The 26,997-nt window shown below is 34.7% G+C and carries 32 protein-coding genes and 2 pseudogenes; 8 read left to right on the top strand and 26 right to left on the bottom strand.

Going from position 1 to position 26,997, the window contains the following annotated elements:
- Positions 1–705 precede the first annotated feature (705 nt).
- From V7121_RS03470 to V7121_RS03460, 3 genes and pseudogenes are all read right to left on the bottom strand, one after another.
- Positions 706–1,419 carry an SDR family oxidoreductase gene (locus V7121_RS03470; RefSeq protein WP_335545736.1) on the bottom strand — a complete coding sequence of 238 codons (714 nt, stop codon included), beginning with the start codon at positions 1,417–1,419 and terminating at the stop codon, positions 706–708.
- Between the two features lie 32 nt (positions 1,420–1,451).
- Entirely contained in the window at positions 1,452–2,003 is a 552-nt protein-coding gene (locus tag V7121_RS03465; RefSeq protein ID WP_335545734.1) for an NAD(P)H-dependent oxidoreductase, read from the bottom strand.
- Between the two features lie 51 nt (positions 2,004–2,054).
- Positions 2,055–2,291, bottom strand: a pseudogene (locus tag V7121_RS03460) (ester cyclase); the annotation flags it as partial.
- A 225-nt stretch (positions 2,292–2,516) separates the two neighbouring features.
- Here V7121_RS03460 and V7121_RS03455 point away from each other — a divergent pair.
- The 3 genes and pseudogenes from V7121_RS03455 to V7121_RS03445 all read left to right on the top strand — a co-directional run.
- Positions 2,517–2,855: a winged helix-turn-helix transcriptional regulator gene (locus V7121_RS03455; protein ID WP_144565897.1), complete on the top strand. Its 339-nt coding sequence runs from the start codon at positions 2,517–2,519 to the stop codon at positions 2,853–2,855.
- Positions 2,856–3,457: 602 nt separating this feature from the next.
- Positions 3,458–3,931 carry a hypothetical protein gene (locus tag V7121_RS03450; protein ID WP_335493750.1) on the top strand — a complete coding sequence of 158 codons (474 nt, stop codon included), beginning with the start codon at positions 3,458–3,460 and terminating at the stop codon, positions 3,929–3,931.
- A gap of 358 nt (positions 3,932–4,289) precedes the next feature.
- Positions 4,290–4,532, top strand: a pseudogene (locus V7121_RS03445) (tyrosine-type recombinase/integrase); the annotation flags it as partial.
- 152 nt (positions 4,533–4,684) lie between these two features.
- Here V7121_RS03445 and V7121_RS03440 read toward each other — a convergent pair.
- The 4 genes from V7121_RS03440 to V7121_RS03425 form a co-directional block, all read right to left on the bottom strand.
- Complete coding sequence (locus V7121_RS03440; protein WP_335493752.1) at positions 4,685–5,560, bottom strand: hypothetical protein; 876 nt, start codon at positions 5,558–5,560, stop codon at positions 4,685–4,687.
- Positions 5,553–6,071: a sigma-70 family RNA polymerase sigma factor gene (locus V7121_RS03435; RefSeq protein WP_335493888.1), complete on the bottom strand. Its 519-nt coding sequence runs from the start codon at positions 6,069–6,071 to the stop codon at positions 5,553–5,555. Before V7121_RS03435 ends, V7121_RS03440 begins: the two co-directional genes overlap by 8 nt.
- A 239-nt stretch (positions 6,072–6,310) precedes the next feature.
- Complete coding sequence (locus V7121_RS03430; protein ID WP_335545732.1) at positions 6,311–6,781, bottom strand: hypothetical protein; 471 nt, start codon at positions 6,779–6,781, stop codon at positions 6,311–6,313.
- 706 nt (positions 6,782–7,487) lie between these two features.
- The gene (locus tag V7121_RS03425) at positions 7,488–7,826 is read right to left on the bottom strand and encodes a YolD-like family protein (RefSeq protein WP_335545730.1); all 339 of its coding nucleotides are present in this window, start codon (positions 7,824–7,826) and stop codon (positions 7,488–7,490) included.
- A gap of 754 nt (positions 7,827–8,580) precedes the next feature.
- Between V7121_RS03425 and V7121_RS03420 the strand changes: the two genes are divergently transcribed.
- On the top strand, positions 8,581–8,709 hold the full coding sequence (locus tag V7121_RS03420; RefSeq protein ID WP_335493757.1) for a hypothetical protein: 129 nt from the start codon (positions 8,581–8,583) through the stop codon (positions 8,707–8,709).
- 128 nt (positions 8,710–8,837) lie between these two features.
- On the opposite strand, the gene V7121_RS03415 is transcribed toward V7121_RS03420, so the two are convergent.
- The 10 genes from V7121_RS03415 to V7121_RS03370 form a co-directional block, all read right to left on the bottom strand.
- Positions 8,838–9,374 carry a hypothetical protein gene (locus V7121_RS03415; protein ID WP_335493759.1) on the bottom strand — a complete coding sequence of 179 codons (537 nt, stop codon included), beginning with the start codon at positions 9,372–9,374 and terminating at the stop codon, positions 8,838–8,840.
- A gap of 157 nt (positions 9,375–9,531) precedes the next feature.
- A complete protein-coding gene (locus V7121_RS03410) occupies positions 9,532–10,371 on the bottom strand; it encodes an Imm26 family immunity protein (protein ID WP_335545728.1) in 840 nt (279 codons plus the stop codon).
- A gap of 530 nt (positions 10,372–10,901) precedes the next feature.
- Positions 10,902–11,465, bottom strand: coding sequence for a hypothetical protein (locus tag V7121_RS03405; RefSeq protein WP_335545726.1), 564 nt, complete (start codon positions 11,463–11,465; stop codon positions 10,902–10,904).
- Between the two features lie 166 nt (positions 11,466–11,631).
- Positions 11,632–11,910: a CPCC family cysteine-rich protein gene (locus V7121_RS03400; RefSeq protein WP_335545724.1), complete on the bottom strand. Its 279-nt coding sequence runs from the start codon at positions 11,908–11,910 to the stop codon at positions 11,632–11,634.
- Positions 11,911–12,009: 99 nt separating this feature from the next.
- Positions 12,010–12,204: a hypothetical protein gene (locus V7121_RS03395; RefSeq protein WP_335545722.1), complete on the bottom strand. Its 195-nt coding sequence runs from the start codon at positions 12,202–12,204 to the stop codon at positions 12,010–12,012.
- 208 nt (positions 12,205–12,412) lie between these two features.
- A complete protein-coding gene (locus tag V7121_RS03390) occupies positions 12,413–12,925 on the bottom strand; it encodes a GNAT family N-acetyltransferase (RefSeq protein WP_335545720.1) in 513 nt (170 codons plus the stop codon).
- A gap of 982 nt (positions 12,926–13,907) precedes the next feature.
- A complete protein-coding gene (locus tag V7121_RS03385) occupies positions 13,908–14,387 on the bottom strand; it encodes a hypothetical protein (protein ID WP_335493766.1) in 480 nt (159 codons plus the stop codon).
- A gap of 426 nt (positions 14,388–14,813) precedes the next feature.
- A complete protein-coding gene (locus V7121_RS03380) occupies positions 14,814–15,140 on the bottom strand; it encodes a hypothetical protein (RefSeq protein WP_335493770.1) in 327 nt (108 codons plus the stop codon).
- Positions 15,141–15,324: 184 nt separating this feature from the next.
- A complete protein-coding gene (locus V7121_RS03375; RefSeq protein WP_335545718.1) occupies positions 15,325–15,603 on the bottom strand; it encodes a CPCC family cysteine-rich protein in 279 nt (92 codons plus the stop codon).
- 177 nt (positions 15,604–15,780) lie between these two features.
- Complete coding sequence (locus tag V7121_RS03370) at positions 15,781–16,536, bottom strand: double-CXXCG motif protein (protein WP_335545716.1); 756 nt, start codon at positions 16,534–16,536, stop codon at positions 15,781–15,783.
- A gap of 255 nt (positions 16,537–16,791) precedes the next feature.
- On the opposite strand from V7121_RS03370, the gene V7121_RS03365 reads away from it, so the two are divergent.
- Entirely contained in the window at positions 16,792–17,280 is a 489-nt protein-coding gene (locus V7121_RS03365; protein ID WP_335493774.1) for a hypothetical protein, read from the top strand.
- Entirely contained in the window at positions 17,261–17,761 is a 501-nt protein-coding gene (locus V7121_RS03360) for a hypothetical protein (protein ID WP_335545715.1), read from the top strand. The genes V7121_RS03365 and V7121_RS03360 overlap by 20 nt, the downstream gene beginning before the upstream one ends.
- A gap of 119 nt (positions 17,762–17,880) precedes the next feature.
- On the opposite strand, the gene V7121_RS03355 is transcribed toward V7121_RS03360, so the two are convergent.
- The 8 genes from V7121_RS03355 to V7121_RS03320 all read right to left on the bottom strand — a co-directional run bounded on the left by V7121_RS03355 (position 17,881) and on the right by V7121_RS03320 (position 25,401).
- Positions 17,881–18,060: a hypothetical protein gene (locus V7121_RS03355; protein ID WP_335493777.1), complete on the bottom strand. Its 180-nt coding sequence runs from the start codon at positions 18,058–18,060 to the stop codon at positions 17,881–17,883.
- A gap of 151 nt (positions 18,061–18,211) precedes the next feature.
- Positions 18,212–18,772 carry a hypothetical protein gene (locus tag V7121_RS03350; RefSeq protein WP_335493779.1) on the bottom strand — a complete coding sequence of 187 codons (561 nt, stop codon included), beginning with the start codon at positions 18,770–18,772 and terminating at the stop codon, positions 18,212–18,214.
- A gap of 166 nt (positions 18,773–18,938) precedes the next feature.
- Positions 18,939–19,457 carry a hypothetical protein gene (locus tag V7121_RS03345; RefSeq protein ID WP_335545714.1) on the bottom strand — a complete coding sequence of 173 codons (519 nt, stop codon included), beginning with the start codon at positions 19,455–19,457 and terminating at the stop codon, positions 18,939–18,941.
- A gap of 483 nt (positions 19,458–19,940) precedes the next feature.
- Positions 19,941–20,663, bottom strand: coding sequence for a cytochrome c biogenesis CcdA family protein (locus tag V7121_RS03340; RefSeq protein WP_335545713.1), 723 nt, complete (start codon positions 20,661–20,663; stop codon positions 19,941–19,943).
- A gap of 222 nt (positions 20,664–20,885) precedes the next feature.
- On the bottom strand, positions 20,886–21,287 hold the full coding sequence (locus tag V7121_RS03335; protein ID WP_335545710.1) for a DUF3139 domain-containing protein: 402 nt from the start codon (positions 21,285–21,287) through the stop codon (positions 20,886–20,888).
- A 588-nt stretch (positions 21,288–21,875) separates the two neighbouring features.
- Entirely contained in the window at positions 21,876–22,673 is a 798-nt protein-coding gene (locus V7121_RS03330) for a putative protein N(5)-glutamine methyltransferase (RefSeq protein WP_420490698.1), read from the bottom strand.
- A gap of 199 nt (positions 22,674–22,872) precedes the next feature.
- Positions 22,873–23,340 carry a DUF3291 domain-containing protein gene (locus V7121_RS03325; protein WP_335493785.1) on the bottom strand — a complete coding sequence of 156 codons (468 nt, stop codon included), beginning with the start codon at positions 23,338–23,340 and terminating at the stop codon, positions 22,873–22,875.
- Between the two features lie 93 nt (positions 23,341–23,433).
- A complete protein-coding gene (locus V7121_RS03320) occupies positions 23,434–25,401 on the bottom strand; it encodes an acetate--CoA ligase (RefSeq protein ID WP_335493787.1) in 1,968 nt (655 codons plus the stop codon).
- Between the two features lie 401 nt (positions 25,402–25,802).
- Here V7121_RS03320 and V7121_RS03315 point away from each other — a divergent pair, with 401 nt between their 5' ends.
- Together V7121_RS03315 and V7121_RS03310 are read left to right on the top strand one after the other, a co-directional pair.
- On the top strand, positions 25,803–26,123 hold the full coding sequence (locus V7121_RS03315; protein ID WP_335493891.1) for a YbjQ family protein: 321 nt from the start codon (positions 25,803–25,805) through the stop codon (positions 26,121–26,123).
- Complete coding sequence (locus V7121_RS03310; RefSeq protein WP_335545708.1) at positions 26,123–26,350, top strand: hypothetical protein; 228 nt, start codon at positions 26,123–26,125, stop codon at positions 26,348–26,350. Before V7121_RS03315 ends, V7121_RS03310 begins: the two co-directional genes overlap by 1 nt.
- Positions 26,351–26,494: 144 nt before the next feature.
- Here V7121_RS03310 and V7121_RS03305 read toward each other — a convergent pair whose 3' ends face one another.
- On the bottom strand, positions 26,495–26,926 hold the full coding sequence (locus V7121_RS03305; RefSeq protein WP_335493790.1) for a MarR family winged helix-turn-helix transcriptional regulator: 432 nt from the start codon (positions 26,924–26,926) through the stop codon (positions 26,495–26,497).
- Positions 26,927–26,997 lie beyond the last annotated feature (71 nt).

The following is a 26,997-nucleotide window of genomic DNA, read 5'->3' as shown; positions in this document are numbered from 1 at the left end:
AGAAAAAAGCCACCAAAATGAGGCAGGTGGAACTTCCTTTCTTACACCAGTTACTTTAATAAGAAATTTTACACATTCAAAATGTACCCTTGAAAGTAAAAAGGACTAACCTAAATGATTAGTCCTCGTAAAAGGAGAAATTAATTGTTGTCTAGTTTTTCTTGAAAATAACTCCAAGCTGCAATCGCCCAAGCCGAAATTACTTCACCAACAAAAGATACGATACCTACAACAAAATCCATAATTATCAACCCCTTCAAAATAATTATCGCATATCTTATTTATTATTTCCATAAGTTCCCACTTATTGTTTTAGTCGTTAATTTGCAAATAAACTATTTTTACCAATAACGACGATGATAGGGTGCTTATTCAAGTAACCTTCTTCGTTAGCTCAATAAGAAAACGGGATCGCCGCAGCCATCCCGTCTTTAACATAAGTACCCGTTAGCTTAATACGAATTTCTTTGCCCATAATCCGCCTTATGATTCAGTGACCTTACTTTTTCGCTGAACAAATCCTATCTCCTTAGCTAGTTGTTCTAGGGCTTGTGGTGACATATATCGGTATAATTCCTGTGAAAAAAGGTAAAGATCCTCAGAGATGAAAAGATTCATAAAAAAAACACCATCCTTTCGTATAGTTCTACAAAAAGAAAAGAGTTTTTCTTGTTTAGGGGATATGATTTTTCCTCATCTGCTGGCTTAAGCTAAAATGTGACCGCCTTCTACATGAAGAACGGTTCCAGTCACGAAACTATTTTGTAGCAAGTATAGTACGCTTTGTGCAACATCTTTAGCTCTTCCTATTCGTTTCACAGGAAGTTTGTTTTCAACAGTAGCATAGAAATTATTACGAGCTTCTTCTGGCATTTTACTACGGGAAGGTGTATCAATTATACCGGGTGAAACGATGTTCACTCGGATCGGAGCAAGTTCTAATGCCAAGGTCTGGCCTAGATTCGAAACAGCTGAATTGACTGCACCTAGAATTGCTGAACCAACCATAGACTTGTAGGCTACAACCCCAGAGAATAAAGTGATTGAGCCGTTTGGTAAAATTTTCGGAGCACCGTATTTCGCTGCATAATATTGTCCCCAAAATTTGCTTTCAAACAGTTGTCGTGCTTGGGCTGTATCCGTTTTGAGGAATGACCCGCTGGATGTTTCTGCCGCACTCACCACAAGATGATCGAACTGGCCGACTTTTTCAAAGAAAGACTGAACTTGCTGCTCTTGTGTTGTATCTAGCGTAAAAGCCGTAGCCCTATCCCCTAGCTGCTCTTTTGCATTCCGTAATTTATCTTCGGAACGGCTGGCAATGATTACTTCTGCCCCTTGGGCTATAACCTGTTTAGCTGATTCCAAACCAATCCCAGAGCTTCCACCGATAATTACAACTTTTTTATCTTTTAACATGTTTTTACCTCCACATAATTTTACTTAATAGATTAAAAATTCAATACCTCTTTCAGATGTATATCAAGTTCGGATACAAACTTTTCAACCTTCGGATTTTTGATTACATCATAGCAGGTGAAACTCTTTAAAGGTTTCATTCCGAGGAATTTCTGTATACGATGTAAATGACTTAATGCATCTTCCAGGCTGCTCCCTTCAAAAAAATGACTTGGATCGTTAAATGCCTTTTCAGGAGCATTCCAGGTAGTCGAAAACATATATTTCTTTTCAGTCAATAAACCTCCTTTTCCATACTGATCAGCACCCTTAAAAAATAAACCATAAGCATATACTTCATCCATATACGTCTTCAATAAGCCCGGAACACTGAACCAATAGATTGGTGTTTGGTAAATGACAATATCAGCCCATAAAAATTTTTGTTGTTCTTCTTCGATTTTATATCCGTTTTGAATAATTGTTGTTTTTACATTGTTTTTTTCACTTAAAAAATTGACCATCTTGTTCATCAATGTTTGGTTCAAATTCCCCTCTGCTGAACTATATTTCTGATGACCGTTAATAATAAGTATATTTTTCATCTTTTTACTAGCTCCTTTAATTCTGTAGTCTCTTTAAAAACCCTTAAGTGTTCAATTTTCAGATACTACTCCCAGCTGTTGCATTAATGTAAGATTATCCTCTAAGTGCCAATCCTCAACGACTTTTCCATTCCTGTATGCAAAATATCAATGGCAAAGAAATGAGCAGGCTTTCCTGTTGGAGTTTTTCCCATAAACTCTCCTTTGTATGTCCCGTTGAATGAGAGACGAGCTGTTACCTTCAGCTGATACCACTAAATCCTCAATAGTACACTGTAAATCAGGAACAGCTTAAAAGAGCAATGAGCGCTAACGGCAGTTTGTTTCGTTGATTTCTCGCACTAATTTTGATCACCTCTCAATATAGGGATGGAATAATAGGTTCATCGATATTATATATGTAGTAAATTCATTTATGGAAGTAGTGGTATTTTAATCATAAAGTTTCCGAAAGTATACTATTGTGATATGATAAGGTAAATTAGTCGAAAAATTTTAGGGAGGATGTTTCAGATGAGTGTTATTGAGCCGGTCGTGCTGACCAAAGGAGCACCAGGTGAGCCTTGCCCCATTGCTAAAACGCTTGACGTGATTGGGACTAAATGGACCTTTTTAATTATTCGTGATCTGCTGATTGAAGGAACGATGCGATTCAGCGACCTATTGAAATCAATGAATGGAATTAGCCCGAAAACACTTTCACTCCGTCTTAAGGAACTAGAAGATCATGGGATATTGAAAAGAAAGGTATTTCCAGAGGTTCCCCCTCGCGTGGAATATACGTTAACGGAAAAAGGAAAACAATTGGAAAGTATTTTCATTGAATTAAAGAGATTTGGATTAAATTTATAAAAGATTAAATATAGATCATTCTTTAAATTTGGGTGAGTTAATTATGATCCAAATCAGAAATGCTTTGATTTATGGAGGACAATCGAATCAGCTATGGATAGTTAATTCCAGCAGACGAATTTAATGACTCGGCTGGGTGTAGAAGTTCAAGCTGAAATCGGAGGGTATCCATTTAATCCTTGGGGGAATATGAGTAGGAAAAAAATAAACAGGCCACTTAGTGGTATTTTATTACCATCAAGTGACCTGTTTTAACATAATGTTGGGTGAATTCCCTAACCATCAAGCTGATATTTTGAAGTAATCCCAAAATGAAAATTTATATCTCCAGTAATTTAAGAGAATTCAGCTCATTTTTTACGTTTTGGGGAACAAGGAATTTCTTACCTTGATGGGCATGGGGTAATTCCAACATAAAGTAGTTATTTCCTTCTTCAACTAACCTGCATCGTTAGTTTAAGAACATTCCATTACAATATCTTCGTTTAATAAAGTAACACCTCTAAAAAACATTCACAGTTCCGTAATAATTCACCGTCTTGAAATTATTAGTAATACTGTAAAATTAACCCGACAATATAATCTTTGTGGAGATGATTATAATGATTGAGAAACAAAGGAAGTCTTTTGCTTGCTATTTGTTAATTTTTTTACACATTTTTCTTTCGATAGGTGCTCTTTTTGGTGGAGGTGTATTGATTGTTTCTCCTGACGGTTCAATTTTTTCAATGCCACTGAAAATGTTGCAAAATAGCCCCTTTAATAATTTTCTCATTCCTGGACTTATACTATTTTTTGGATTGGGTATTCTTCCACTGATTACAGCAATTTTTCTTATCTCTGAAAAGCCTTTAAAAATCGCAGATAAGCTGAGACTTTATAAAGAAACACATTGGTCTTGGAATAGTTCGTTGTATGTTGGTTTTATCTTAATTATTTGGATAACGGTCGAATTATATATGATTCAAGGAATAGCGTTTATTCACGTTTTCTACATCGTCCTAGGACTTATAATACAATCCATTACTCTTCTCCCATCAGTCAAAGAGTATTACTCAAACATTCAGTATTATTAATTCAAGTAAAGTAAGTAATTTTTAAAATATCTTCTAAGAAGCAGAGTCTTGAGACTCTGTATTTTATTTTTAATTGTTTCGCAATAGATTTCAAATACGCATTAAGCGCTTTTTCTTCTTCAACTAACCTGCTTCATTAGTTCAATAAGAAAAGCTGCCACAATGACAGCACGATCAAAAACTCTAGTACCCATAATGTTCTCAATTTTATCAATTTAGTTTTTATTATAGTCCTGACATTCCTATTAATACTACTATTACGATAAAACAAACTGGCAGACCAATTAAAATTGTCGTAGATGTTTTTTTCAAAAAACCACTTGGACTAAACCAACACGCTAAAACGGAAGCTAAACATCCTCATAGAATGAGTATTGCCCAGATGCGATATATTATCAAGCGAATTTCAAATCGTGCGGGCATCAATAAGGAAATTCATCCACATCAACTTAGACACAGCTATGCCACCCATTTATTGAATAATGGAGCGCCGCTCTATGTCATTCAGAGCTTACTCGGTCATGAAAAAAGTGAAACCACACGTATTTATGCCCAACTTAGCGGAAGTATAAGACAGGATCTTTACAGGAAATATTTTTAAATAGGCAAGGCGATGCTTCTTTAAGCCTCGCACCCGTTTGTTTAAGTGTAATCCTTCACAAACTTTATTTTTTTACTCCTATACTTTGAACACGGAAAAGGCGACTACTTAATTTCACAGTCGCCCCTATCAACTATTATTAGAAAGGACATTTACTTATCAATCATTGACAACAAAACTTTCTCCATTTCTTCTTTTGACAAATCTGTTGCGGCCAAGATGATTTTGTATCCTTTCTCTGGCACTGTAACCCTCAAGCCGCCAAGCCACTGTGATTGGTCTATGGAAACATAATCAAACTGAAAACCATTTAATGTATAGGAGACGCTTCTTTCAAATAAATCAGACTCAGGTTTTTCAAAATCCGAGATTTGAGTTTTTTTCAGTTGTAGGGTAGTAAACCAAGACTCCCCCTTTGCGTAACCAAATCTCACAACTGGTTCCTCACCTTTATTCGTTATGCCATAGCTTTCCTGACCCAGATTGTATTTTGCAGGGATATATGTTGGTTTTTCGGTTAAAGGGAAACTTGCCAATCGTTTTGAAAATACTGGCATAAATTTATTTTCGTAGGGAATCATTAACTCATTTATTTCGTTCGATCTTTTAGCTTCCTTTCCACTTGGTTCCCTTTTTTCTTTCTGAAGCAGGCTTTTTAATTCTACCTGTTCCTTCATAAGTGAGGTGTATTCGGCAAATTCATCTTCCGTTAAAACCTCTTCTGCAACAGCCAAAGCCTGATCAATCATATCGAACTTTTCAGGTCCGTCGTCAGGGTATGTTTCCATCAAGTTTTCCTTCGAACCGAAGAGCTGGCTAAGAAGTGATTCTGCCGCATCTGCAAGGTGTGAACTGCCGAACGTTAACCCTGTACCAATAATCATTACAACTGCGACTGAAGCAAGCATCCACTTCGTATTTCGTTTCTTCCGCTTTTCCATTTTTGCGTGCTTAACCCCTAAAACAACTCTACTGTTTAAGTCTTTTGGAATTTCGATCTTTTCCAGGACCTGTTTTATGTTATTCACAAATTTGTGCCCCCTTAAATTTTTTTCGGAGTTTTATTAAAGCACGATACAAAAGTGACTTGATGGTCCCTAAAGGCATATTTAGTAAGTCGGAAATTTCTTTTAAAGAATACTCCTGGTAGAACCTTAAAATGATAATACTCTTTTCATCCTCATTCAACTGATCGAGTAAGTCTTGCAGGGTGACAGAGAGAGATATATCCTCATCCTCAAAACCGATAAAGTCTTCGTATTGCGGTTTTAACTCAATCACTTTTTTATTTTTCCGAACAAGTTCAATTGCACAGTTGATTGCAATTTTGATTAACCAAGTCTTGAAATATTCAGGATTCTTCAACGTATCAATTTTTTTAAACGAACGGTATGCTGTCTCCTGAACTACATCCATTGCATCATTTTGATTTTTCACATAAGTGAAAGCCATTCGGTATATTTCATCCTGATATTGCTGAAAGAGCTTAAGAAACGCTTGGTCATCGCCCTTTTGAGCCCTTTTTATTAAACGGATAATGGTTTTTCCTCCTCTTTATGTATGCCTTATATCTATTAGATAAATGATCCTGTCATTTAGCTTCAATTTTTTAATATTTTTTCATAATAAAAAACCGTCTTATTAGAACGGTCATTCATAAATATTGTTTCTTTTTTATAAATTCCTTATTAAGCTAACCTGCTTCGTTAGTTCAACAAGAAAAAATGACCGCCGCAGCGATCATCTCCTTAACAAAGCATCCGTTAGATAAACAGGCACTATATTAACTCACCGTACATTTCATATCTACCTAAAAATTCCTGTATTTCTTTTTTCACACTTTGCATATCTCCATATCCATCAACAGCCATTTCATAGTCTGCGTCTAATCCATTTATTTTTGAAAATATTTCATCTTCAATATTTCGTTCCCAAGCTAATCTATACATCAAAGTGACCACTTGTAGAATTTCGATTTCTTTTTTCTCAAATGATTTGCACAGAAGACCTAATATAACTTTTGATGCAGTTTCTATGTAATTACCTCTGGTAATTTCACTTAAAAGGCTGATAACGTCATCTATTTTTTTATTACTCGATAACGAAACTTCGTAAAATTGATTAGGAATTTCAGAAGAGTCCAATTGTAAAATGGTTAAATCAACCCATTTAACTACTTTAGGAAGTTTAAAATACCCTATACCCAATCCAAGTTGATATACAGCCACCTTCCCCGACAAGTTCAGCATTTTTTAACTCCACCGTTCACTAAATAATATACTTTAATTCTAGCATATTTTACTTCAACTAACCTGCCCCGTTAGCTAAATTAGAAGTTTTATTTACGATTTTTCATCTTAACTTTATATATGACAAAGCTAATGATTAAAACCATTATAACAACTGTTATTATTGGCAAAAAGGCTGTCAGAAGAATAGAAGTTTGATGTTTCTGTAATCGGCATATTAAACCTTCTTTTATATTTTGGGATGTATTCTTAGGTCGGAAAATATTACCTATAAATCAACTTTACTATATTTTGGATTATTTTAACTTGCTTTTTGTAGGAAACTTTATAAAAAATTTTTTTCAACTAAACTGCTTCGTTTATAGAAAGAGCAATTAAAGCGTCTGAAAAATCTAGAGTAACTATGATAGCTCCTACAATTGGCGAAACAGTTCCATTAGTTAAGGAGTTTTCCATTCCTACTTTATCTTGGTGGAAATGATTGGTCTCAGAATACTAAAACTAGGGAGCATTTTATTAGTGGATACTGCGAAATTAAGAATAATGACCATATTAATTAGTTAAACTTTCATACCTTACACCTCTAGAATAAGCATTAATTAGATTTTATGATTCGACAACCATTAAGCACTCTTTCAATGAGTGCTTTTTTATTTTCAAGGAGGTTGATAACATTGGGTCGATAAATTTAGAAACTTAAACACATTCAATCAACAACAGACAAATCTATAACATCCCCGAAATTAATCCTTCTAAACTCCCCTCTTTGAAGTTCAATCCTAAGTTGGTACGATATTGGATTTAGGTAATGAATTCGACCAGTTATATCAGATGAAAAACCGTCAGTCCAATTCGTTACCTTTATCGGTAGGTTATGCTCCAACGCATAACAGATACGTTGGTCAAACTCCTCCTTCTCATAATCATCAATAATCGGCTTTTCCATTCGTTTTTGGTCAATCCAAAGATTTCGTTGAGCCTTTATCAATTCTGGCATTCCAAACGCAAACTGCCATTTCTTTTTACCACGGTCCCGTATAGCCATTATATTTACCTCTACATTATTATTTACGGACACTAGTTCTATATTAAACTAAAATAAAAAGGATCATTTAGGTCCAAAAATTCTGTTTCTTCAAGTAAAACCCTAAATTGTTGAAGAAGAAATAGTATGCAATTACGACCTAATGCTAATGTCAAATGGCTTGGCGGATATATATTATTGTTTCGTTTCAATAGGACAAAAAAATACTGATCTTCCTTTTGAAAAAAGAAAACAGCAGTATTCTTCCGAGCTGGATATTTAATTATTTATTATTAAGAGAGACCTCTTTCTCTAATAAAATAGAGAAAAAGGTCTCCGCGTATTTATTTCTTTGGTTTTTTTGTTTTTTTTGGGTGTTTGAAAAATTTAGTGATTTTTCGGATTAACTTTACACCGGTTTTACTTTCAATAAAAGCAAGTAAAAAAGATAAAAAAGCAAGTATGAGATCCTTAAAGTATCATCCCTTCAAGAAGACGATACGCGGTTTTACACCCTTTAATATTTTATCAGTATGTAAGTTGGTTGTTCAACATTGAAATATTTCCATAAACGAATATTGGTCTATAGAAGCCTGCCTATTAGAGTGATTAAAAAAAACACTAATCCCAGTCTTAAACTCTTGCCCCGGTTAGTTTAAATACATTTCTTCACAATATGTTCGTACTGTGGCGTAAGTATTTATGAAAAAGATGTAAATAATTGGTTATACTTGGATAAACTAACTTTACAATTGTTTTTACAAAGGAGATTCTTATGCTTAAGAAAAACAAAGACAGTACCATCATCTCACTAGGCTTGGTTACTGCTTTCATTTCGACTATATTTAGCTTTGTCATTATTCGGTTACTATTGGATATCAAAGATCAAACAGGAAAAGGGTGATTCTTTTTCTGTTTTTTTCTTTTTCGTCGCTTTTTGAGTCAAATACGCATTTTTCATCTCTGTTCTTCAACTAAACTGCCCGTTAGCTGAATAAGAAAAAGACCTTTGATGCAGCCCGTTCTCCCAGTTCAATTTCCTTGCCAACGCTGCCAAACACTTTTGAAATATCCCGATAATACCCCTTCTCCTTGAAATCTATCTTCAAGAACAGCTTGGACCTGCTGGTATTCATCTTTATGTTTACCGTAAGTATTGGGAAGGGACCCCAAGTAAGAATATTTATAAACCGGATCATTGGGACATAGTTCATATGCCCGCTTTAACATCAAATTACCTTTTTCTTCCCAATACTCGTAGTCACCAAAGTAATATGGAAAAAGTGAAATTATATAACCAAAACACCACAGAAAATCCTCGTTAGTCATAAGATTAGCCGATCCAAAATCCGTAACCTGACATAACACAGTTTCTATTTCATCAAAATCTACACCTTTAATATCCAAGGGACCCTCTTCTGCTAGTACATACCAGCAAAAGAACCCAAGGCGAATAACAGTTTTTAAGTCACCACGATTTTGGTTCCAACTTTTTATCAGGATAGCTTTTGCTTCATTCCATTTGCCTTGGTTTTCTAGTGTATCAACTTCAGTCCACCGCCAATCCATCACTACGATCACACCACCTACCTTGGATCTTCTTTAAACAGGAAAAGCGATCCTTCGCTGTTGAAGTATCGCACCTGTTTGTTTAAGTACAATGCTTCACAAACTTTCAGAAAAAAACTCATTAATGTTCTTTCAGAACTTCATAGCACTCGTCTGTTTAGTATAATTTCTTTTGTTCTTTTGTCAGGATAATAACATTATCAGGTCGGACCCCACCTGGCAAAAGAAGCGTATCCATAAAGCTATCTTTAAAAGATAAATGGTTCCACGGTTTTATCTTAAAATATGCTTCAAGAAAATCACTAAGTGTAGATTCTTGATAAATCTTCAAACCGATTCCAGGCTTGCCGCTATGTTCCATAGGAATATTTAATTTTTCTATTACCGATGAATGATTACCTACTACTTTCCATTTGCCACTGTTTAAATCAAATAAATTTTTTACTGTCATAACTGATATAACGTTTGATTGAACTATATCCTCTATTGCTTTAATTTCTTTACTCTGAGAATCGAATATAGCACAGGTAACGGATAATTTTTTATTTTGATGGCATAATACCTGTCCATATCCAAATGTCCTATCCGATAATGGAATGGCAAATATATCACCTTCTTGCCATTTTTGTGGTTTAGGACGTTTCCAGGTTGTCAGAACTTTTCTTGCCTCTTCTATATGTTCAGAAGTTAGTTCTTGACGATATGGTTGTATCGCTAATTCATTAATGATCATTGCCACTTCGAGAATACTGTTACCTTGTTTTGAATTTGCATTTATAAAAACACAGCCAGATTCAGCGTCGATTTTTATTTTTTTATAAATTTCTTTATCTTTGTTTTTCAAAGTATTGCTTAATTTTACTTCAGCTTCATAATTGGTTTCTAAACCAAATTCCTCACCGAGACTTTGTGCAATCATAAAGCAAGGATTAATTGCATCAGGAAGATGAACTTTAACTATTCCAATATCTAAAGTTAAATTTTCATTATCAACCATATTAAACCTCCCGACACACATATTTATTTGATTCTATTACAAAAATACGAACTAAAGCAATGGTGTAAGGTTGTTCAACTAAACTGCTTCGTTAGTGGAACAAGTCCTTTTGTTCTATTACACATTTTCCTCGTATTACGCATCAAAATATTTAACCTTAAACTTCATACTTTAAAGTTAAAAACATCAACAATAAATAGGAAAGCATAAGTGCCTCGAATATTAAAAACATGATAAATGTACCTTTGACTTTTCGGTGAATCACCCAAGGTATGAAACTTGGTATTGCATGGAAAATCCATAAAAAATCTAAAAATTCGACCAGTTTAGACCATCTTCTGAATCAGTCAAAAGCATACCAGTTGGTAGAAAAAATAATCACAATGCCCCTACATTAAAAAATATGAATGGTAAAATCACTTTTTTCATTATCTCTCTCCTTCGCCATAATCGACAAATGTTCATCAATCATTTTTTCTAATTTTACTAAACTGCCCTGTTAGTTCAATAACGGGTGGAAAAAATGTAATTTAATTTATCCTGATTTTTTTAAACCAAAACTCCAATGAGTCCATTGGTTCTTCTCGAATATGAACATAATAAGCTTTTATATCTTTAGGGTTTAAGTTTTCTGGAAGGTCAAAAGATACAGTAAAATCTTTAGTTGTCTCAATATCAAATATGTAAGGTTGAAGTTCCGAAGAAATTTCATCTTTTATGGAATTTTGAGCTGCTGCCTCCAATCCTTCAACATCCATTTCATTATAGTTTTTATACCTGTTTCGTTTTACATTTGACACCTCTGTATTATTTGGGACATAGAGGACTATATAATCAGTGACGAATCTATATGCATCTAGTGGTTTTACCCAGACTCCTGAAAGTGTAAATCGTTGCTTTTCTTTTTGGACAGTGACCTTGAGGGAATCAGGAGCAGTATGATACCAGGAGTTATAAACTACGAATCCAATAAAGAATAAAACTAAAAATAAGGGGACTGTTAATCCAAATGATAGGATTTTACTTTTTTTCCATACTTTAACCGCTAATACAAGTAAACCAAAGACTATCAACATAACAAGAATTAAAGACATAAAAAAACTCCCTAAAATAAAATTACGTACTACTTAAATATACATAGTAATTCTATGTATGTAAATATTTGTTATTAATATTGTTAAGCTAACCTGCTCCGTTAGTTCAACAAGAAAAAAACGACCGCCGTAGCGATCATCATCCTTAACAAAAGCACCCATAAGCTTAATAACTTCTATAAATAAACGGTTTCCAGTTTGGGTCTTTAATGTCTTTATTATTTGGTTTTCTTACAAAGTTAACACTACCTTCATCGCAAGCACCAAATTTTATAAAATTTTGTTGTGCCTGTCTTAAGGAAACTTTATTTGCACCGCCTTCATAATCAGGTTCATCGAATTGAACTCTATCATCTTCCCAAAAACTAATTCCGCAAATAGCATATGTACCTGGTGGTTCTTCATCTAATGTTTTATAGCAACAACAAGGGCAAGTATATTTCAAGCTTTCACCTCGGTACTTTTTTACATTTTACAATGTATTCTTCTTAAGCTAAACTGCTTCTTTAGCACCATAAAAGCTGTCCTATTGACAACTTCGTTGTTAATCACGATACCAAGAGTCATTTATTAATATGACTTCTAAACTTTCAATACGTTTTTCTAATTCTTTCAGTTTTGAATTTCTTTTTTCTTTTTTTCCTTTAATTATGCCATTAATTAAAAAGAATATGGTTAAGAACACAACCAACAGAATACCAAGGAGTTTAAATAAAATATCACCGCTACTGATATGCATAGATTTCTCCTTTAATTATTAAATTCATCTATCACAATTCTATTTTATTGGAAACAAGTAGAAATTCATAGTGAAAACTGAGGAAATCTTGTTCAACTAAACTGCCCGTTAGCATAATAAAAAAAAGGATCGCCGTAGCAATCCTCGTTCTTTAGTTTAAGTACATTTTTTCACATTCTTTTATAAAAATTAAAAACTGAAAGTTCAGCTATTTTTCTATTAAGTTATAACGCCAATTATTGCACCGCATAAAGCTTCCTGGAGGATATTCAAATTCGCATTCAGAGATAAACTGAAAGTCAAGCTTCCGACAAATTGTATTAGAAGCAGGATTATCAATCGATGGGAATGCGTGGATGTATTTATAATTGTTCTCACTAAATGCTTCTTCAATTGCTAACTTTACCGCTTTTGTAGCTATTCCTTTCCCTTGATAAGAGGGTAGAACGCTCCATCCAGTTTCATATACACTTTCATTATTCCAAGTAGTTTGCCAATAACCCACAGAACCTACTGGTTCTAATTCTGGTAACAATTTAATGCTGAACATACATCCTCTATTACCCAGTTCAAGATATCGGTTATGTCGCTTCAAAATCTGCTCTTTACTCTCTGGACCTCCAAGATGCTGCATCATTTCTGGAGCGTTAATAAGAAAAAGTAAATCAAGGTCATTATCCTCCCAAGGCTTTATCTGAATGATATGGTTACTTGCTTCCAAATTTTCTTCATCCTCTCACCATTTAATATATTTACTCTTTCTTTAGAAAGCTAACAATCCTCTTTTTAATGATATTGTTGTTTAATTAAACTGCCCCTTTAGTACAAAGGACAATAAACCGCAACCTTAGAAGATATTAACTTTTTTACTGAATGATGAGTTTTCTTGTTAAGCGTAATAATCATTATTGGTATTCTCGATTTCTTCATACTTTACTCGGATTCACCTCAGAAGTATTAATATTTACAGATATTTCTTCCAGTATTTCGAGAAATCCTTTTTCAAGGAACCTGCTTCCTTAACGGAACAAGCAAAAAAGCTGACGCAGCCGTTCTTCAACTCTTGCACCCGCTTGTTTAAGTAACAGTTATTCACAAACTCAAAATTAACAATTATAAAATAAGCATTTCAATACCTGCTTATTATTGGGGTTATTGAATTATATGCCGTAGACATCAGAAATGAGGTCTATTTTTATACATTTTTAACTAAACTCCCTCTTTAGTTGAATAACAAAAAAGCCCCCATAATGGCAGCCGGTTCTATTAGTAACGCAACTCATTAGTGAAAAATCATAATTGTTTTAATATCTCTTTAGCCTTACAATCAACTTCCTCTAATTTCTTACCTTCAGAAGGTCTTTCCGCTAATCGAATTAAGTCACTCTTTAACTTCTTCCTTGAGTTATTTGGGGAGAAAGTCCTGTCGTTGCACCGCCGGAGCATTCCCATCTAAATAATGACATTTCTCTCCATCAGTTATAGTGGAAAGCTGCTTGATAAATATTCGTGTTAATCACTGTTACAATGCCACTGGCAAGTATCCTTTTAATGGGTTATTGATAATATTTGAAAAAATAACAATGAAATTCTTCTATTATTTACGATTAACCCTCATTATGAGTAAAGAAAGGAAGGTCACCTTTAAAACCGATGTTAAATCTGGCTCAAGCGATACTTAGACCTTCGCTGGAAAATGGATATTATAACTCAGATTTTAGCTTATTTTCATTCACAATTGTTTTTTCAACAATATATTGATAACCGTAGATAATAATCGCCATTATTATACAAATAAAGTACCAGATAGTATGATTAATTTTTTTAAATTTAAATGCACCAACCTTTTCCCATGCTTCACCCATAGGAAAAGCATTAAAAATATTTAAAATCATATTGACAATGAGATATTTGGAAAACTTACCGTAAGTTAGTTTAAATATCCATAGCGTTGCTACAAAATATGGTCCTAAAATGTATGAAAAATCTACATTACCTGGAGAAAATGGATTTTTATTTTTCCACCATCTTCTCTTATTGCTGATGACACTAAAGACACTAATAAATAAATTAATAAAACATGCCACAGGTAAATACCTTAAAAATGACTTCTTATCCATAAACAGAACAGAAAGCCAGGGAATGATTATCATAGCTAATGAAAAGACTTCTTTTTTCTTCATCTAATCCGACCCTTTCGAATTGTATGGGTATATCATTCCCGAGTAAAACTCACTTTATTTATTCCTTGTTCAATTTGCCTGCCGCACTAGTAATAAGAAAAAGACTTTCTTTCACTTATCCTCTTCTTGTGAGCAATGAAAAAAGCTGCCTTTCTTGTTGAACTAACCTGCCCCGTTAGCTCAATAAGAAAACGGGATCGCCGCAGCCATCCCATCTTTAACATAAGCTACCCGTTAGCCATCCATGAAGCAGAGCTTCACCACAGGAAATGAAAGATAATTACGTTCTTTCATGGTAGCTTAAGTACATTTCTTCACAATCAAATCAAATTTCAGAAAGATAGCCATAGTTCATTCAAAGAAAGACAACCCATACGGGTGGATAAGATGTGTTAACGATATATAAAAAGAGGGGAATGCTATAAATCAATGTATGTTATGCCATCCTTTTTGAGTAATTTCTATGACCCGAATTCTCCTAACAAAATGTTCATTTATAAAAATCTCTACAGTCTTAGAATATCTGTCATTAATCACTTGATTCATACTCCATATGTTCCCCAACCCCTGTATACAGTTCATATTTTCTAGTCCGGGTTTTCTGCCCTCTCTAAGAAAAATTCTTGCAGAACCAATTCCGTTTGCCGGGTAATGTCCGAGTTCTTCTACTTCATCACATGGTGTAGGCAATTGACCAATGAGTCTTACAGTTATTAAACTGCCAACTCTAAATGCATCAGCTTCGGTAAGCATAAAATTATCTCCTCGTATTAATTGATTAAAATAACTGTAGTATTATATGTATTACCCATGGCATGGTACCGAAGTTAAACCCGTTGCAACCACCCTCCTAATTCAACTAACCTGCTCCGTTAGTTCAACAAAAAAAAAACGACCGCCGTAGCGATCATCATCCTTAACAAAAGCACCCATAAGCTTAATAACTTCTATAAATAAACGGTTTCCAGTTTGGGTCTTTAATGTCTTTATTATTTGGTTTTCTTACAAAGTTAACACTACCTTCATCGCAAGCACCAAATTTTATAAAATTTTGTTGTGCCTGTCTTAAGGAAACTTTATTTGCACCGCCTTCATAATCAGGTTCATCGAATTGAACTCCATCATCTTCCCAAAAACAAATTCCGCAAATAGCATATGTACCTGGTGGTTCTTCATCTAATGTTTTATGGCCACAACAAGGGCAAGTATATTTCATGCTTTCACCTCGGTATTTTTTTACATTTTACAATGTATTCTTCTTAAGCTAAACTACTTCGCTAGTTCAACAAATAAAGGCTGCCTTAATTGAAGCCAGTTCTTGAGGAAAGGCACCTCAAAATTTCCACACCTATCCTAATTCGTTTTTTATATAGCGTCGGAAAATCCAAACTCATTAAATTGTTTTACAATCGAAATTAGTAAACTTTCCATAATCGAGTATCTCTTTTACCTTCTCAGTAACAATGACTATGTTTGGATTATTGTCTACATATAAGACATCACTGCCATCCCAACGGGTTTTATCCACCTTCGGATTTTTTCCCCTAAGAAATTCTGTCCTTCCACACATTGAACAAGCAGTTATCGTTTCAAGGTTGCTACCTTCACGCCACGCTTTTCCATTTACAACGATTTCCCACAGTTCAGACACAGCTTCTGTGGAATTCTTCATTTTGCCAGTCCATTTTAGATTTACATTGACAAAGGTTATTCCTTGTAGTTTAGCCTCTTCTAAGCTAGCTTTTACTGACTCCTTAACCCATATCAATCCTGGAAAAGGATGCGTAAAATCTTTGACTTTTGTATTCCGAATTAGTCCTTCTGGTGGACATAAATCAACTCCAGGCTCAAGCATTTTTAATGGAATGTTCGTTGCTATTGCAATCTCTTTACAAAGACTTTGGAATTGGTCCAATGGAACTCCAAAGTCTGGGAGGTTGTGACTTTGAAGAATATCTGATACTCGTTTGGACACAGTTTCGTCTATTCTAACTCTTGAACTACTTGCCCATAAATCATTACATTTTGGGCAGTATATACCAGGTAAAAATACAGGATTTATATACTCAACTGGATTAGCTCTAGACATTGCTATGTCACTTGAATAACCAGGTGAACCTAAATTATAAAACACTTCATTTATCTCCAATCATCTGTTATCAACCTGACCGATAACTTATTCGCCGTTTTCTTTCTTTTTCCTATTTTCACTAACCTGCTTCGTTAGCAGAATAAGAAAAAACGATCCTGCGTTAGTGAAGAATCGCAACCCGTTAGCTTAAGTATATTTCTTCACAATATTAGGATGAATTATAAATAGTTTAATATGGAATATTAGTTACAACAGCATAATTACGACGAAAAAGAAATTAGGCAATATGTAAATGAAAGGAACCATAAGAAAATGTTTTTAATTGGGGTAATTGCCTTTGCCGTTTTATCATTAACTGCCTTCTGGATTAAGCCTAAGTATATTCATCTGTTCGAATTGTTAGCCATCTGGTTTAGTGTAACCGCAGTAAATTCTCCAATCTACTCGTTTTTTCTGGTAAATAAACAATGGATTACTGTACCTGATAACAAAGAACTATCCTTAATTCGTATTATTTATACTGAATTAATATGTCCTCTTATTATTACATGGATCCTCGATGAGTCACTCGCAGTAAAACACGCCATTTTGAGATACTTGTGTTATCTTGTGACTCTTGCAATTCTCTTTTTAGCAGGCTTTGCACTCCACTTATTGGGAGTAATACATTTTAGCTCAGTAGGGATGTTTTGGTATACACCTTTCAAAGCAATCCCATTAATAATTGCACTATTTTCGGTTCGATGCATTCGATATCTAATGAGAAAAGATGGGATATATTATGAGTCAACAAAATATTAACCTGTGTTTTAATATTGTATTTTTTCTCTCGGGTGTCTATTTAGTATATCGGCTTCCTCAACGGTTACCTATAACCGTGACATTTCTTATCATGAACATGAGTTTAGCAATTGCTTTGGGTTTAGACCATACAATAGGAGCTCCCCCAATTGATTTATACGATACAAACATTGAGCCATGGCTAACCCTCACCGAAATTCTAACTTGGGGAATGTATCCAATTTCGGGATACTTGTATATTTATCTATACGACAAGCTTAAAGTTAGAGGTTATTTTGTTCCATTATTTATTTTGTGTTGGTCAACATTCGGGACGGTGTTTGAGGAACTGGCGAAAACCTTTAAGGTTTTTGTATATAAGGATTGGGCTATCCGCTATTCATTCCTTATTTATTTGTTCACTCAATTATTAACAACAATTGTTTTTAAAATTCTAATGAGAACCTATCAAAAAACGAAAGGAAAAGAAGGGTTTTCGTGAATATTAGTGTGGTAGTTGATATAGACAAAACCCATTTCATTTAGAATGGGTTATAAATGTTCATATTCAACTAGCCTGCCCCGTTAGTTTTTAGTACATATATTTACAATGTAATCTTTTTATGGATTAGCATGTTTATTAAACAGCTCTCGCCTTAGTTCACTTAGTTGAAGGGCTATTTCATTTTCCCTATCTGGCAGTAATGGAGAAATTTCAGTTTTAATTAATCTAGCAGCTTCAACCTCATCTATTTTCCCATCATTTGAGAATATAAATATGACTAAACTAAGTCGTTTCATAAAACACCCCTAAAAATCTTTTCGTTAATTTCCCCTTATTATGGTCTAAGTATTAAGTTTCCTTCTTCAATTAATCTGCTTCTTTAGTGCAAAAAGAAAGATGGAATCGCCGCAGCTATCCCATTTTTAACATTCGCATCCGTTAATTGAATCATTTTATTTTATTGATGAAATCAATTTCAAATTTCAAATCACTACTTTTTGTTTCATCATATCCTACTACATTTGTAACTATTGGAAAGCGCTTCTTGTTTTCTAAATAATATTTTAACTCTAAAAATGTACTTAATGGAAATTCATTTTCATACCACATTTCTTTATATCCAACGATTCCATACTGTACCAGAATTAGTTCAACTTCTCTTAAAACTTCTTTAAGGAAAACATCATAAGGACATTCTTGGTTTAATACTATTACACCATTTTCATCATCATCATCTTCAAAGTAGGTAAGATTAATGTGTAAATTTTCATTATCTATATATTTTAAGTTCCAATCTAACCTATCAGGTTCTGCATCCCAAAAGTAATATGAACCACCTTCTTTATAATCGCCTTCCGTATCAAATAATGGATGGATTTTTTTTATTGCATTTAAAATTCCACCTAATGCATCTGTCAGGTACCCTGGACTAAAACTATAACTTTGGGAATTAATTTCTATATTAAAATTAGCCCAACCAGCACCTTGTAACTTATATTCAAATTTCATTTTTTTAAACATCCTATTAGTTTATTTTGAAATACTTATAGCACTCTTATTGAACTATACTGCCCCACTAGTCGCAAAAGTAAAGAAGCCAATAATGGCTCTGAATTTTCAACTATTGCCCCCGTTACTTTAAGTATATTATTTCACAAAGTTATTTACTCTTTAATTATTCGTGGTCAATTTCTTCAATTTTTTCTTCCGTACCGTCTTTTTTAACCATCATAACTTGGACATTTTCGTTAGGACTAATTGCATACCAAAACCTTTTATCATCTTCAAGGTTAATGATTTTTGCTGATTGATCTCCTACATATACTTCAGCAACCGATTTGTCACAGATTGTTCCAGAATAAATATATGGTACTTTATGCATCGAAGACCATTTAACTGGTGTGTTCCATTCGGCACCTCTTGTTTGTTTCCATTCCCATTTATTTTCTGCTTTCTCAAAGTAAGCTATAAATATGTGTTCTCCTTGATTTTTATCCTCTTTGAACACTGCAATCGCATCGTCTTCGTGAAAGGTATTCAATTCTGTATGAACAAGTGAATACGAATAATTTTTTTCTCCTTTATGCAATTCTTTCATTTTTTGTTGAAAAAAGTCTTCAAAAGTTTGTTCTCTGGAACATCCAACTAAAAAAACTATAAAAAATAAAAATCCTATTATTATATTTCTTTTCAAGTTTACCCCCCTAAAACTTAAATCTCTAAGTGTTTTTGTACAACCCACTTACTCTAATAAGAAAAAGGCTTTATCCTAATTGAAGTAAAGCACACCGATAACTGAATAAACATTAAGATTATTTACTTCTTTTTGGCATGCTTTTTTATTAGAATAGCAATATAGACTAAGGAAACGGTATTTATAATTGTTATAAAAGGTGTTAATCGATGAACGAAATTATCAAATATAGTGTACATTGTAATACTCCCCCAGCATTTTATATTGTAATACATAACTCCCTATATCAAAATGTTACCATAATAATCAATTTATTCTCCCACTAACCTGCCAGGTTATCTCAATAATAAAAAAGATTGCCGCAGCAATCCTCGTTCTTCATCTATTGCCCCCGTTAGCTTAAGTACATTTATTCACAATTTCCTATAGCCCCTTAGTTGAGGAAAGATGATTTTTTCATCTCATAACGTATACTTGGAGGTTTTATTTGCTAAACATTTCCTCAATAAAATACTGTATTTCGGAACCCCAGATATTTATATATGTCATTTTATCAAAAAACACCATTAATCCAATGATAATCATTAAAAAGCCACCAATTTTCATTAATGTTGCCGAATATTTTAATATTAGTTTTGTTTTGCTAATGTAAAAAGCCATTATTATAAATGGAATACAGAACCCCAATGAATATGCAGTAATATTAAAAAAAGTTTTGGTAGGATACATTAGATTAGCATACATAATTGCTCCAAAAATAGGTCCAATACACGGAGTCCACCCTGCTCCAAAAACTATTCCCACGATAACCGAATTAAAAAATCCAATTTTCTTTTTTGTATAATTGAAGCGATGTTCTTTCATTAAAAGACTCGGTTTGAAAATTTCTAACATAAACAATCCCATTGTTACTAGGAAAATCCCACCAAGCATTCTAATAGCTTCATTGTAGTTTAAAAAAAATTTTCCAATAAAACTTGCAGAGAAGCCTAAAGCAAAATAAACTAATGTGAATCCTATTGAAAAATAAATTGAATGTAAAAGGACCGTTTTCCTTATATCTGTATGAACTTGTTGATTTTTTAATTCTCCTACTGTAACACCTGTAATATAAGAAATAAATGATGGATATAGCGGTAGACAACAAGGAGAAATAAATGCTAAAAATCCCCCTGCAAAAGCTAGCCATATTGATATGTCCTGCAAAAAAAATCCCTCCCTTAAAAATATTATAACTAACTTCATTTGGTCTGGATTTTAAAAATATGTAAATTAAAGGAATTATTTTATGATATTTTTTAGGATTTTCTTATTGAACTAACCTGCCCCATTAGTGGAACAAGAAGCTGCCAAATGACAGCCCGATCTTCAACTCTTGCACCCGTTAGTTTAATAAGGAAATCAATAATGTTCTTGATTCATTGGATTTTATTTAGAAGTTAAAATTAAATTTCCGTTGGAATCAAATTTTGACCAACCATCTTTAAGACTTGGATATTTCATTCCTTTCTCAACCGAGCTGCCCCCAATCATCAAGGGAGATTCAAATACAATTAGCATGACGCTATTAGTGGATTTATCATATTCGTATTCATAAATTAAATTAGGTTCATCGGCAAACTTATAAACAATCATCCATCTGCCTGTTTTAAACTCCTTAGATGACTTTTTTTGATACTCCTTATCAAAGTCTACTTTCTGAGCCTTCATATATGTTTCAATTCTTTCCTCCGCAATTTTTTCATATCCAGGAAAGTTTATATACCAGACAATTACAACCGCTAGAGACAATATAAATACAAATATAGATAAAAATAACTTTTTGGACATCAAAGCCACCCACCATAGTGTAAATTTACACTAATTATAATATTTGAAACCAGGAAGTTGGTGTGAAAGTTTATTGAATTTTCGTTTTTCAACTAACCTCCCGTTACTTGAATAAGCAAAAAGCGATCCTTCGCTCTAGAAGCATCTCACCCCGTAAGTTGAAGAAGGAGATGTACTAAAGGCTTTTTAATATACTGCAAATAATTGTTAATATTACAAATACAAGATAGTATAATGACAACTTTTTAGCTTTCTGATTATATTCCTCTTTAGGCACTTTTCTCTTTTTCATTTCTTTATAGAAGTACAAATACACTTTAATAGTTTCATACAAGCCCAAAACAAGAAAAATGAAAAACAACAAAAAACAAATTATTTTTAATATAGTTATTAACCCCATTGTGGTTTCTCCTTAATCCGACAATCACTTTAAAATAATTATAAATTATTATTGGGAATTTCGTATATATTTCTTCCACTCACCTGCTCCGTTCGTTTATTAACAAAAAAGGATTGCCGAAGCAATCCACTTTCCTATACTCTTACCCTCTTAAACTACCAAAGGAACTTATTCAGTTTCTCTTTGCCTTAATTTTTTCCAATAACTACTGTTGCATCTAATTCTTCATTTCTTGCTATTTTTGTAGTTAATCCAGCTTTAGCAAAAATTTCAAAGGTTTGAGCAGCCTGAATCTTGCTCGTCTCTACCAAAATATGCCCTCCAGAGGCAAGCCATCGAGGGGCCTCCTCCACTACCTTACGCTGAAGGTCTAGTCCATCCTTTCCTCCATCAAGTGCCACTTTTGGTTCATATAAGCGTGCCTCCTGGGGAAGTAGATTTATTGCATCAGTAGGAACGTAAGGTGCGTTTGCCACTATTATGTTCACACGACCTCTTAATTTATGGGGTAATGCATTATACAAGTCTCCTTGATAAACGTGACCACCAATGTTAGTTATGTTGCGTGAAGAACATCTTACAGCGACAGGGTCAATGTCAACGGAGTGTAATACAGCCTTACTCAAGTTGGTTGCAATTGCAGCACCAACTGCACCAGATCCACAACATAAATCAACAACAATATCACAAATTTGGGTCAATGCCTCTGCCTGCTGAACCAAAAACTCTGTCCGTTTACGTGGAATAAAAACTCCCCGTTCTACATCAATCCGCAGCCCACAAAACTTTGTAAATCCAAGTACGTATTCAAGTGGTACGCCACTGGCTCGTATTTCTACCATTTTCATTAAATCCTCGATACTGCCAGCCTGCGAGATAAGTACCTGTGTTTCTTCTTCAGCAAAAATACAACCTTCGCTCCGTAGTCTCTTAGTTATACTTTTTTCCGTTTTATTATCTAAAGAGAATGTAAGGTTTTGTCTTATTAATCCCACCACTTCCGAAAAAATTTATGTTATTTACATCTATATTCTAGAACTATAAGAATTTTCCTTTTTTTACAAGCCTGGCCCGGCAGCACAAATAAAAAAAGCCACTAATTAGCAGCTGGGTCTTCCACTCTTGCAACCGTTCGTAATATAGGTCAGCCAGATTTTTCTTTCTGGTTGACCTTTTTCTATTTGGTCAAATGATTTTATCTATATGTTCCCCTTTTTCATCAAATGCGAGGTTTAAGTCAAACGCAAAAGGGGTAGGTCCATGTTGAATATAATAGTTGTATCTCATGAAAGCCTCTTCCCATGAAACATCCTTTACTTGCTCTGTCCACCACACTACATATGACAGGTGTTTCTCTTGATAAGGCTCCATCCATCTGCCTCTATTTCTCAACGCTTGGCTATGCTTACCTGAATAGGTAAAACGATATAAGGATTGAAGGCTTTTCCATACCGTTAGTGTCAAGACAGGGTATCCTTTCCCTTTAGTTTCTTCAGGGAAAGTCAATCCATCTGATGAAAACTCCGCTAGAAGCTGTCCTGATACAGATGCTTGTCGCATTACTTTATATCCCATTTCATAAAACTCACGAGATGCAGGATGGTCATATGGGTGATTTAGCCTTCCTACAGTATAAATTGAAACTAATGCCATAAACAGCCCCCCAATTACAGTAAAAGGAAGCACGCGGTTCATGTGCTTCCTTTATTTCGGTACCTGCCATTATAGCCATTTAATTCCCTATGGCTACTTCACTGTGGATTTTTCATGGATAATCGTTTGAACTTGTGCTACTGTTGCTGGATCTTCCAGTCCAGTAATATCACCTGAAACCTTTCCTGAGATGAAAATTTCCTTTAATAAGCGGCGCATGATTTTTCCGCTGACTGTTTTTGGTAGGGTTTCAGTGAAAATAATGGTTTTTGGCAAGGCAATTTTTCCGATCAGATCAACAATCCGTTCATTTATCTTTTCTTTTAATTCATCTGTCCCTTGTGAAAGGTCGTTTATACGGGCAAATACAAGCGGGACCTCCCCTTTGATTTCATCTGGAACACCAATGACAGCAGCTTCAGCAACTCCTTCACATTCAAGCACGGCACTTTCTATTTCCATGGTACTTAAGCGATGCCCGGCAACATTGAAAGCGTCATCCGAACGGCCAACAACCCACACATAGCCTTCCTCATCAATCAGGGCCAAATCACTGGAAAAATAGCTCCCTTCCACCTGGCTGAAATATGAGGAAAGATAGCGTTCCGGTTCCTTCCAAAGCGTGCGGCAAAGCATCGGGAATGGTTTCCTGATAATTAAATTTCCTAACGTGCCTGGTTTAACCGGGTTTCCCTCTACATCTACTACAGCTATATCTGCCCCTAAAAATTGCATTCCCGCTGACCCTGGCTTCATTGGCGTTAACCACGCTGCGCCAGCAATTGGGCATCCGGCTGTTTCGGTTTGGCCCCAGGTATTATTGACACATATCTTTTTCTTTCCTAATACTTCATAAGTCCATTGCCATGATTCCCGATCAAATGGTTCACCAACCAGGGAAATGACATCCAGGCATGATAAATCAAATTGATCCACTATTTTTTCACCCAAACTCTTTAACATCCGTAATGCCGTTGGGGCGGTGAATAATTTATTGACACGATACTTCTCAATCACCCGATAAAATCTATCCTTGGTTGGGAAGTCAATCGACCCTTCATATACGACAGTTGTTACGCCATTTGCCAATGCGCCAGCAATGCCCCAAATATGCATCGTCAACCAGCCAATATCGGCTGTACACCAGAACACATCGTCATCATGATGATCCATATGATATTTGCTATAGATGTAATTTTGGATGACAAAGGCCATTCCTGAATGAACGACTCCCTTTGGCTTTCCGGTTGTGCCACTTGTATAGAAGACAATTCCATAATCATTGGCCTCTAGCATCTCAGGTTCACAAACGATACTCGCCTTGTCCGTCAGTTCCTCCCACCAGAAATCACGGCCTTCCGTCATCTTGATTTCTGTATTTAAGCGATTGACGACGATGACCGCTTCAATCGACGGAATATCTGGAATGACCTGATCCACTTTTTCCTTCAAGAAAATTTTGTTTCCCCGTCTTAACGTAGCATCGGTCGTCACGATAATCTTTGGCTCAAAGCTAATAAGACGGTCCTTCAAGGACTTTTCGGAGTAGCCAGAAAATACAGTATTGTAGATTGCGCCAATCCGAAAGCAAGCAAGCACGGCAATAATGGCCTCAGACAAATTCGGTAGGAAAATGGCCACACAATCCCCTTTTTTCACGCCGAAGGAACGAAGGACATTGGAAAAACGATTTACTTCAGCCAATAACATATTGTATGTATAAAACTTCTTGTCTCCGTTTTCTCCCTCCCATATGAGAGCTGTGCGGTTTCCTGCACCGTTTTCCACATGACGGTCTAGTAAATTCACACAAGGGTTGCTGATGCCGCCTTCGAAAAAACGAAAATCAGGTAGACTTCCACTTATTGTTTTCTGCCAAGGCTCGTACCAAAATAATTCTTTTGCCACATCATTCCAAAATGCTTCGGGATCTTGTTGGGATTTTTGAAGAAGTTCCTGAAAAGCTTTACTGCTTCCGATTGGGGTGTTCGATTGTTTTTCTTCGCTTGGATAAACGAGCTTACTTTCTGCAACTACCTTTAAAATTCCACTTACATCCATACTAAATCCCCCTCGTATATGAAAATATTAGAATACTTCAGGCCGTCTAGTTAGTCGGTTTTTGCGTTTTAGACAATGAAAGCGCTTTACTTTTTGTGAAGTAAAAAGGAAATATTGTCCATTACCTACGTTAAGAGATTAACATAAATATTTAGAATTTTCAATAATCATAAATGATAAGATAGCCGACGAGTCTTTATAACTAACAGGCTTTAGTTCGATTTTATTTGCTATAATATATTAATAGAGTGCTGCTATTCTTAAGTAACCCATTGTTTAGTTTTTGATGGAAGTAATGTAATCGGCGTTGGAACAAAGTACCCGCTTTTGGAATGCTAACCATTCCAGATAAATCAAGTGACGGTTTAAAATACCAAGTAAATAAGCTGGAGGAGATTAATATGTTGGTTGTGACCACAGAAAAAATTGAAGGCTACAAAATTGTTGAAGTAAAAGGACCTGTATTTGGTCTAATTGTAAGAAGCAGAGGACTCGGCGGTGATATTATGGCTGGGTTAAAATCCCTAGTTGGCGGTGAAATTAAACAATATACATCTATGCTTGAGGATTCAAGAAAAGAAGCTATGGATCGTATGATTAAAAATGCTAATCATATGGGTGCAAACGCAATTGTAATGATGAGATACGATTCTGGAGAAATTGGCAAAAATATGAGCGAAATTGTCGCATATGGAACTGCTGTTGTTGCGGAGAAAATTTAATGAAATTCGTCATTGGCTATTATGCTTTAGAAGGTATAATACTGATCGTCTGCATATTGCTTGGGTATTTTATCTACGATAAACGGTATAAGCGTAATCAAGGTGTGAAAGTACCAGACGGTTTTCAATCGACAGAAGAAATAAATATCGACCCCGTAACTGGAGAAAAAACAAGAGTTTATTATAATCCTGATACTGGTGAACGCTTTTATAAAAAAGAAAAATAAGTGCAAATGCATGGAAATTTAGCAATCGAAAAAACCACGTTTTTTTTTAAAATCGTGGTTTTTATTTTGCCAAACAGAGAACAGGTTAGAGTGGACACAAACGTTTTATATAAGAGTATCCTTGCTTTTCCTTCCCTACTATCCTCACTCCTCTTTCAAATGCCCCACAAGTCGGCCAAGTAATTCGCTTAAAGCCACTATTTCTTGGTCATTGTAAATATGATAGGTTTGGGCATTAAAATCAGTACGCAATGATTTCAATTGCTCATACACACGGACTCCATCCTCTGTTATTTTCACTCGAGTTCGTCTTTTATCTTCTGGGTCTTGAAATAGGGTTATTAAATTGGATTGTTGCAAGCGATTGATCATTCCGGTCATATTTTGTTTCGTGACAAGCAATTCTTCTTTTAGCTCCCCAATGGAAATTTCTCCTCTAGTAATAATCGTTCTAAGAATTACCCATTGCTGTATGCTGGTGAGTCCCACTTCTCCAACCATTTTTGCTCCATATCTGCTGAGGAGATTTGATATCCTAATGAAATCTAATGTTATGTTCGTTTTTACTTCTTCCATAGAAACCTCCGCAACCTTCAATTATTGACTATCATATAAGTTTAAATAATTATAGTCAAGTTATTGACTAA

The sequence above is a fragment of the Neobacillus drentensis genome, assembly GCF_036962125.1.
Classification (GTDB): Bacteria; Bacillota; Bacilli; order Bacillales; family Cytobacillaceae; genus Neobacillus; species Neobacillus drentensis_B.
The sequence above is the reverse complement of the archived record's forward strand: the minus strand, read 5'-3'. Positions and strand labels throughout refer to the sequence as shown.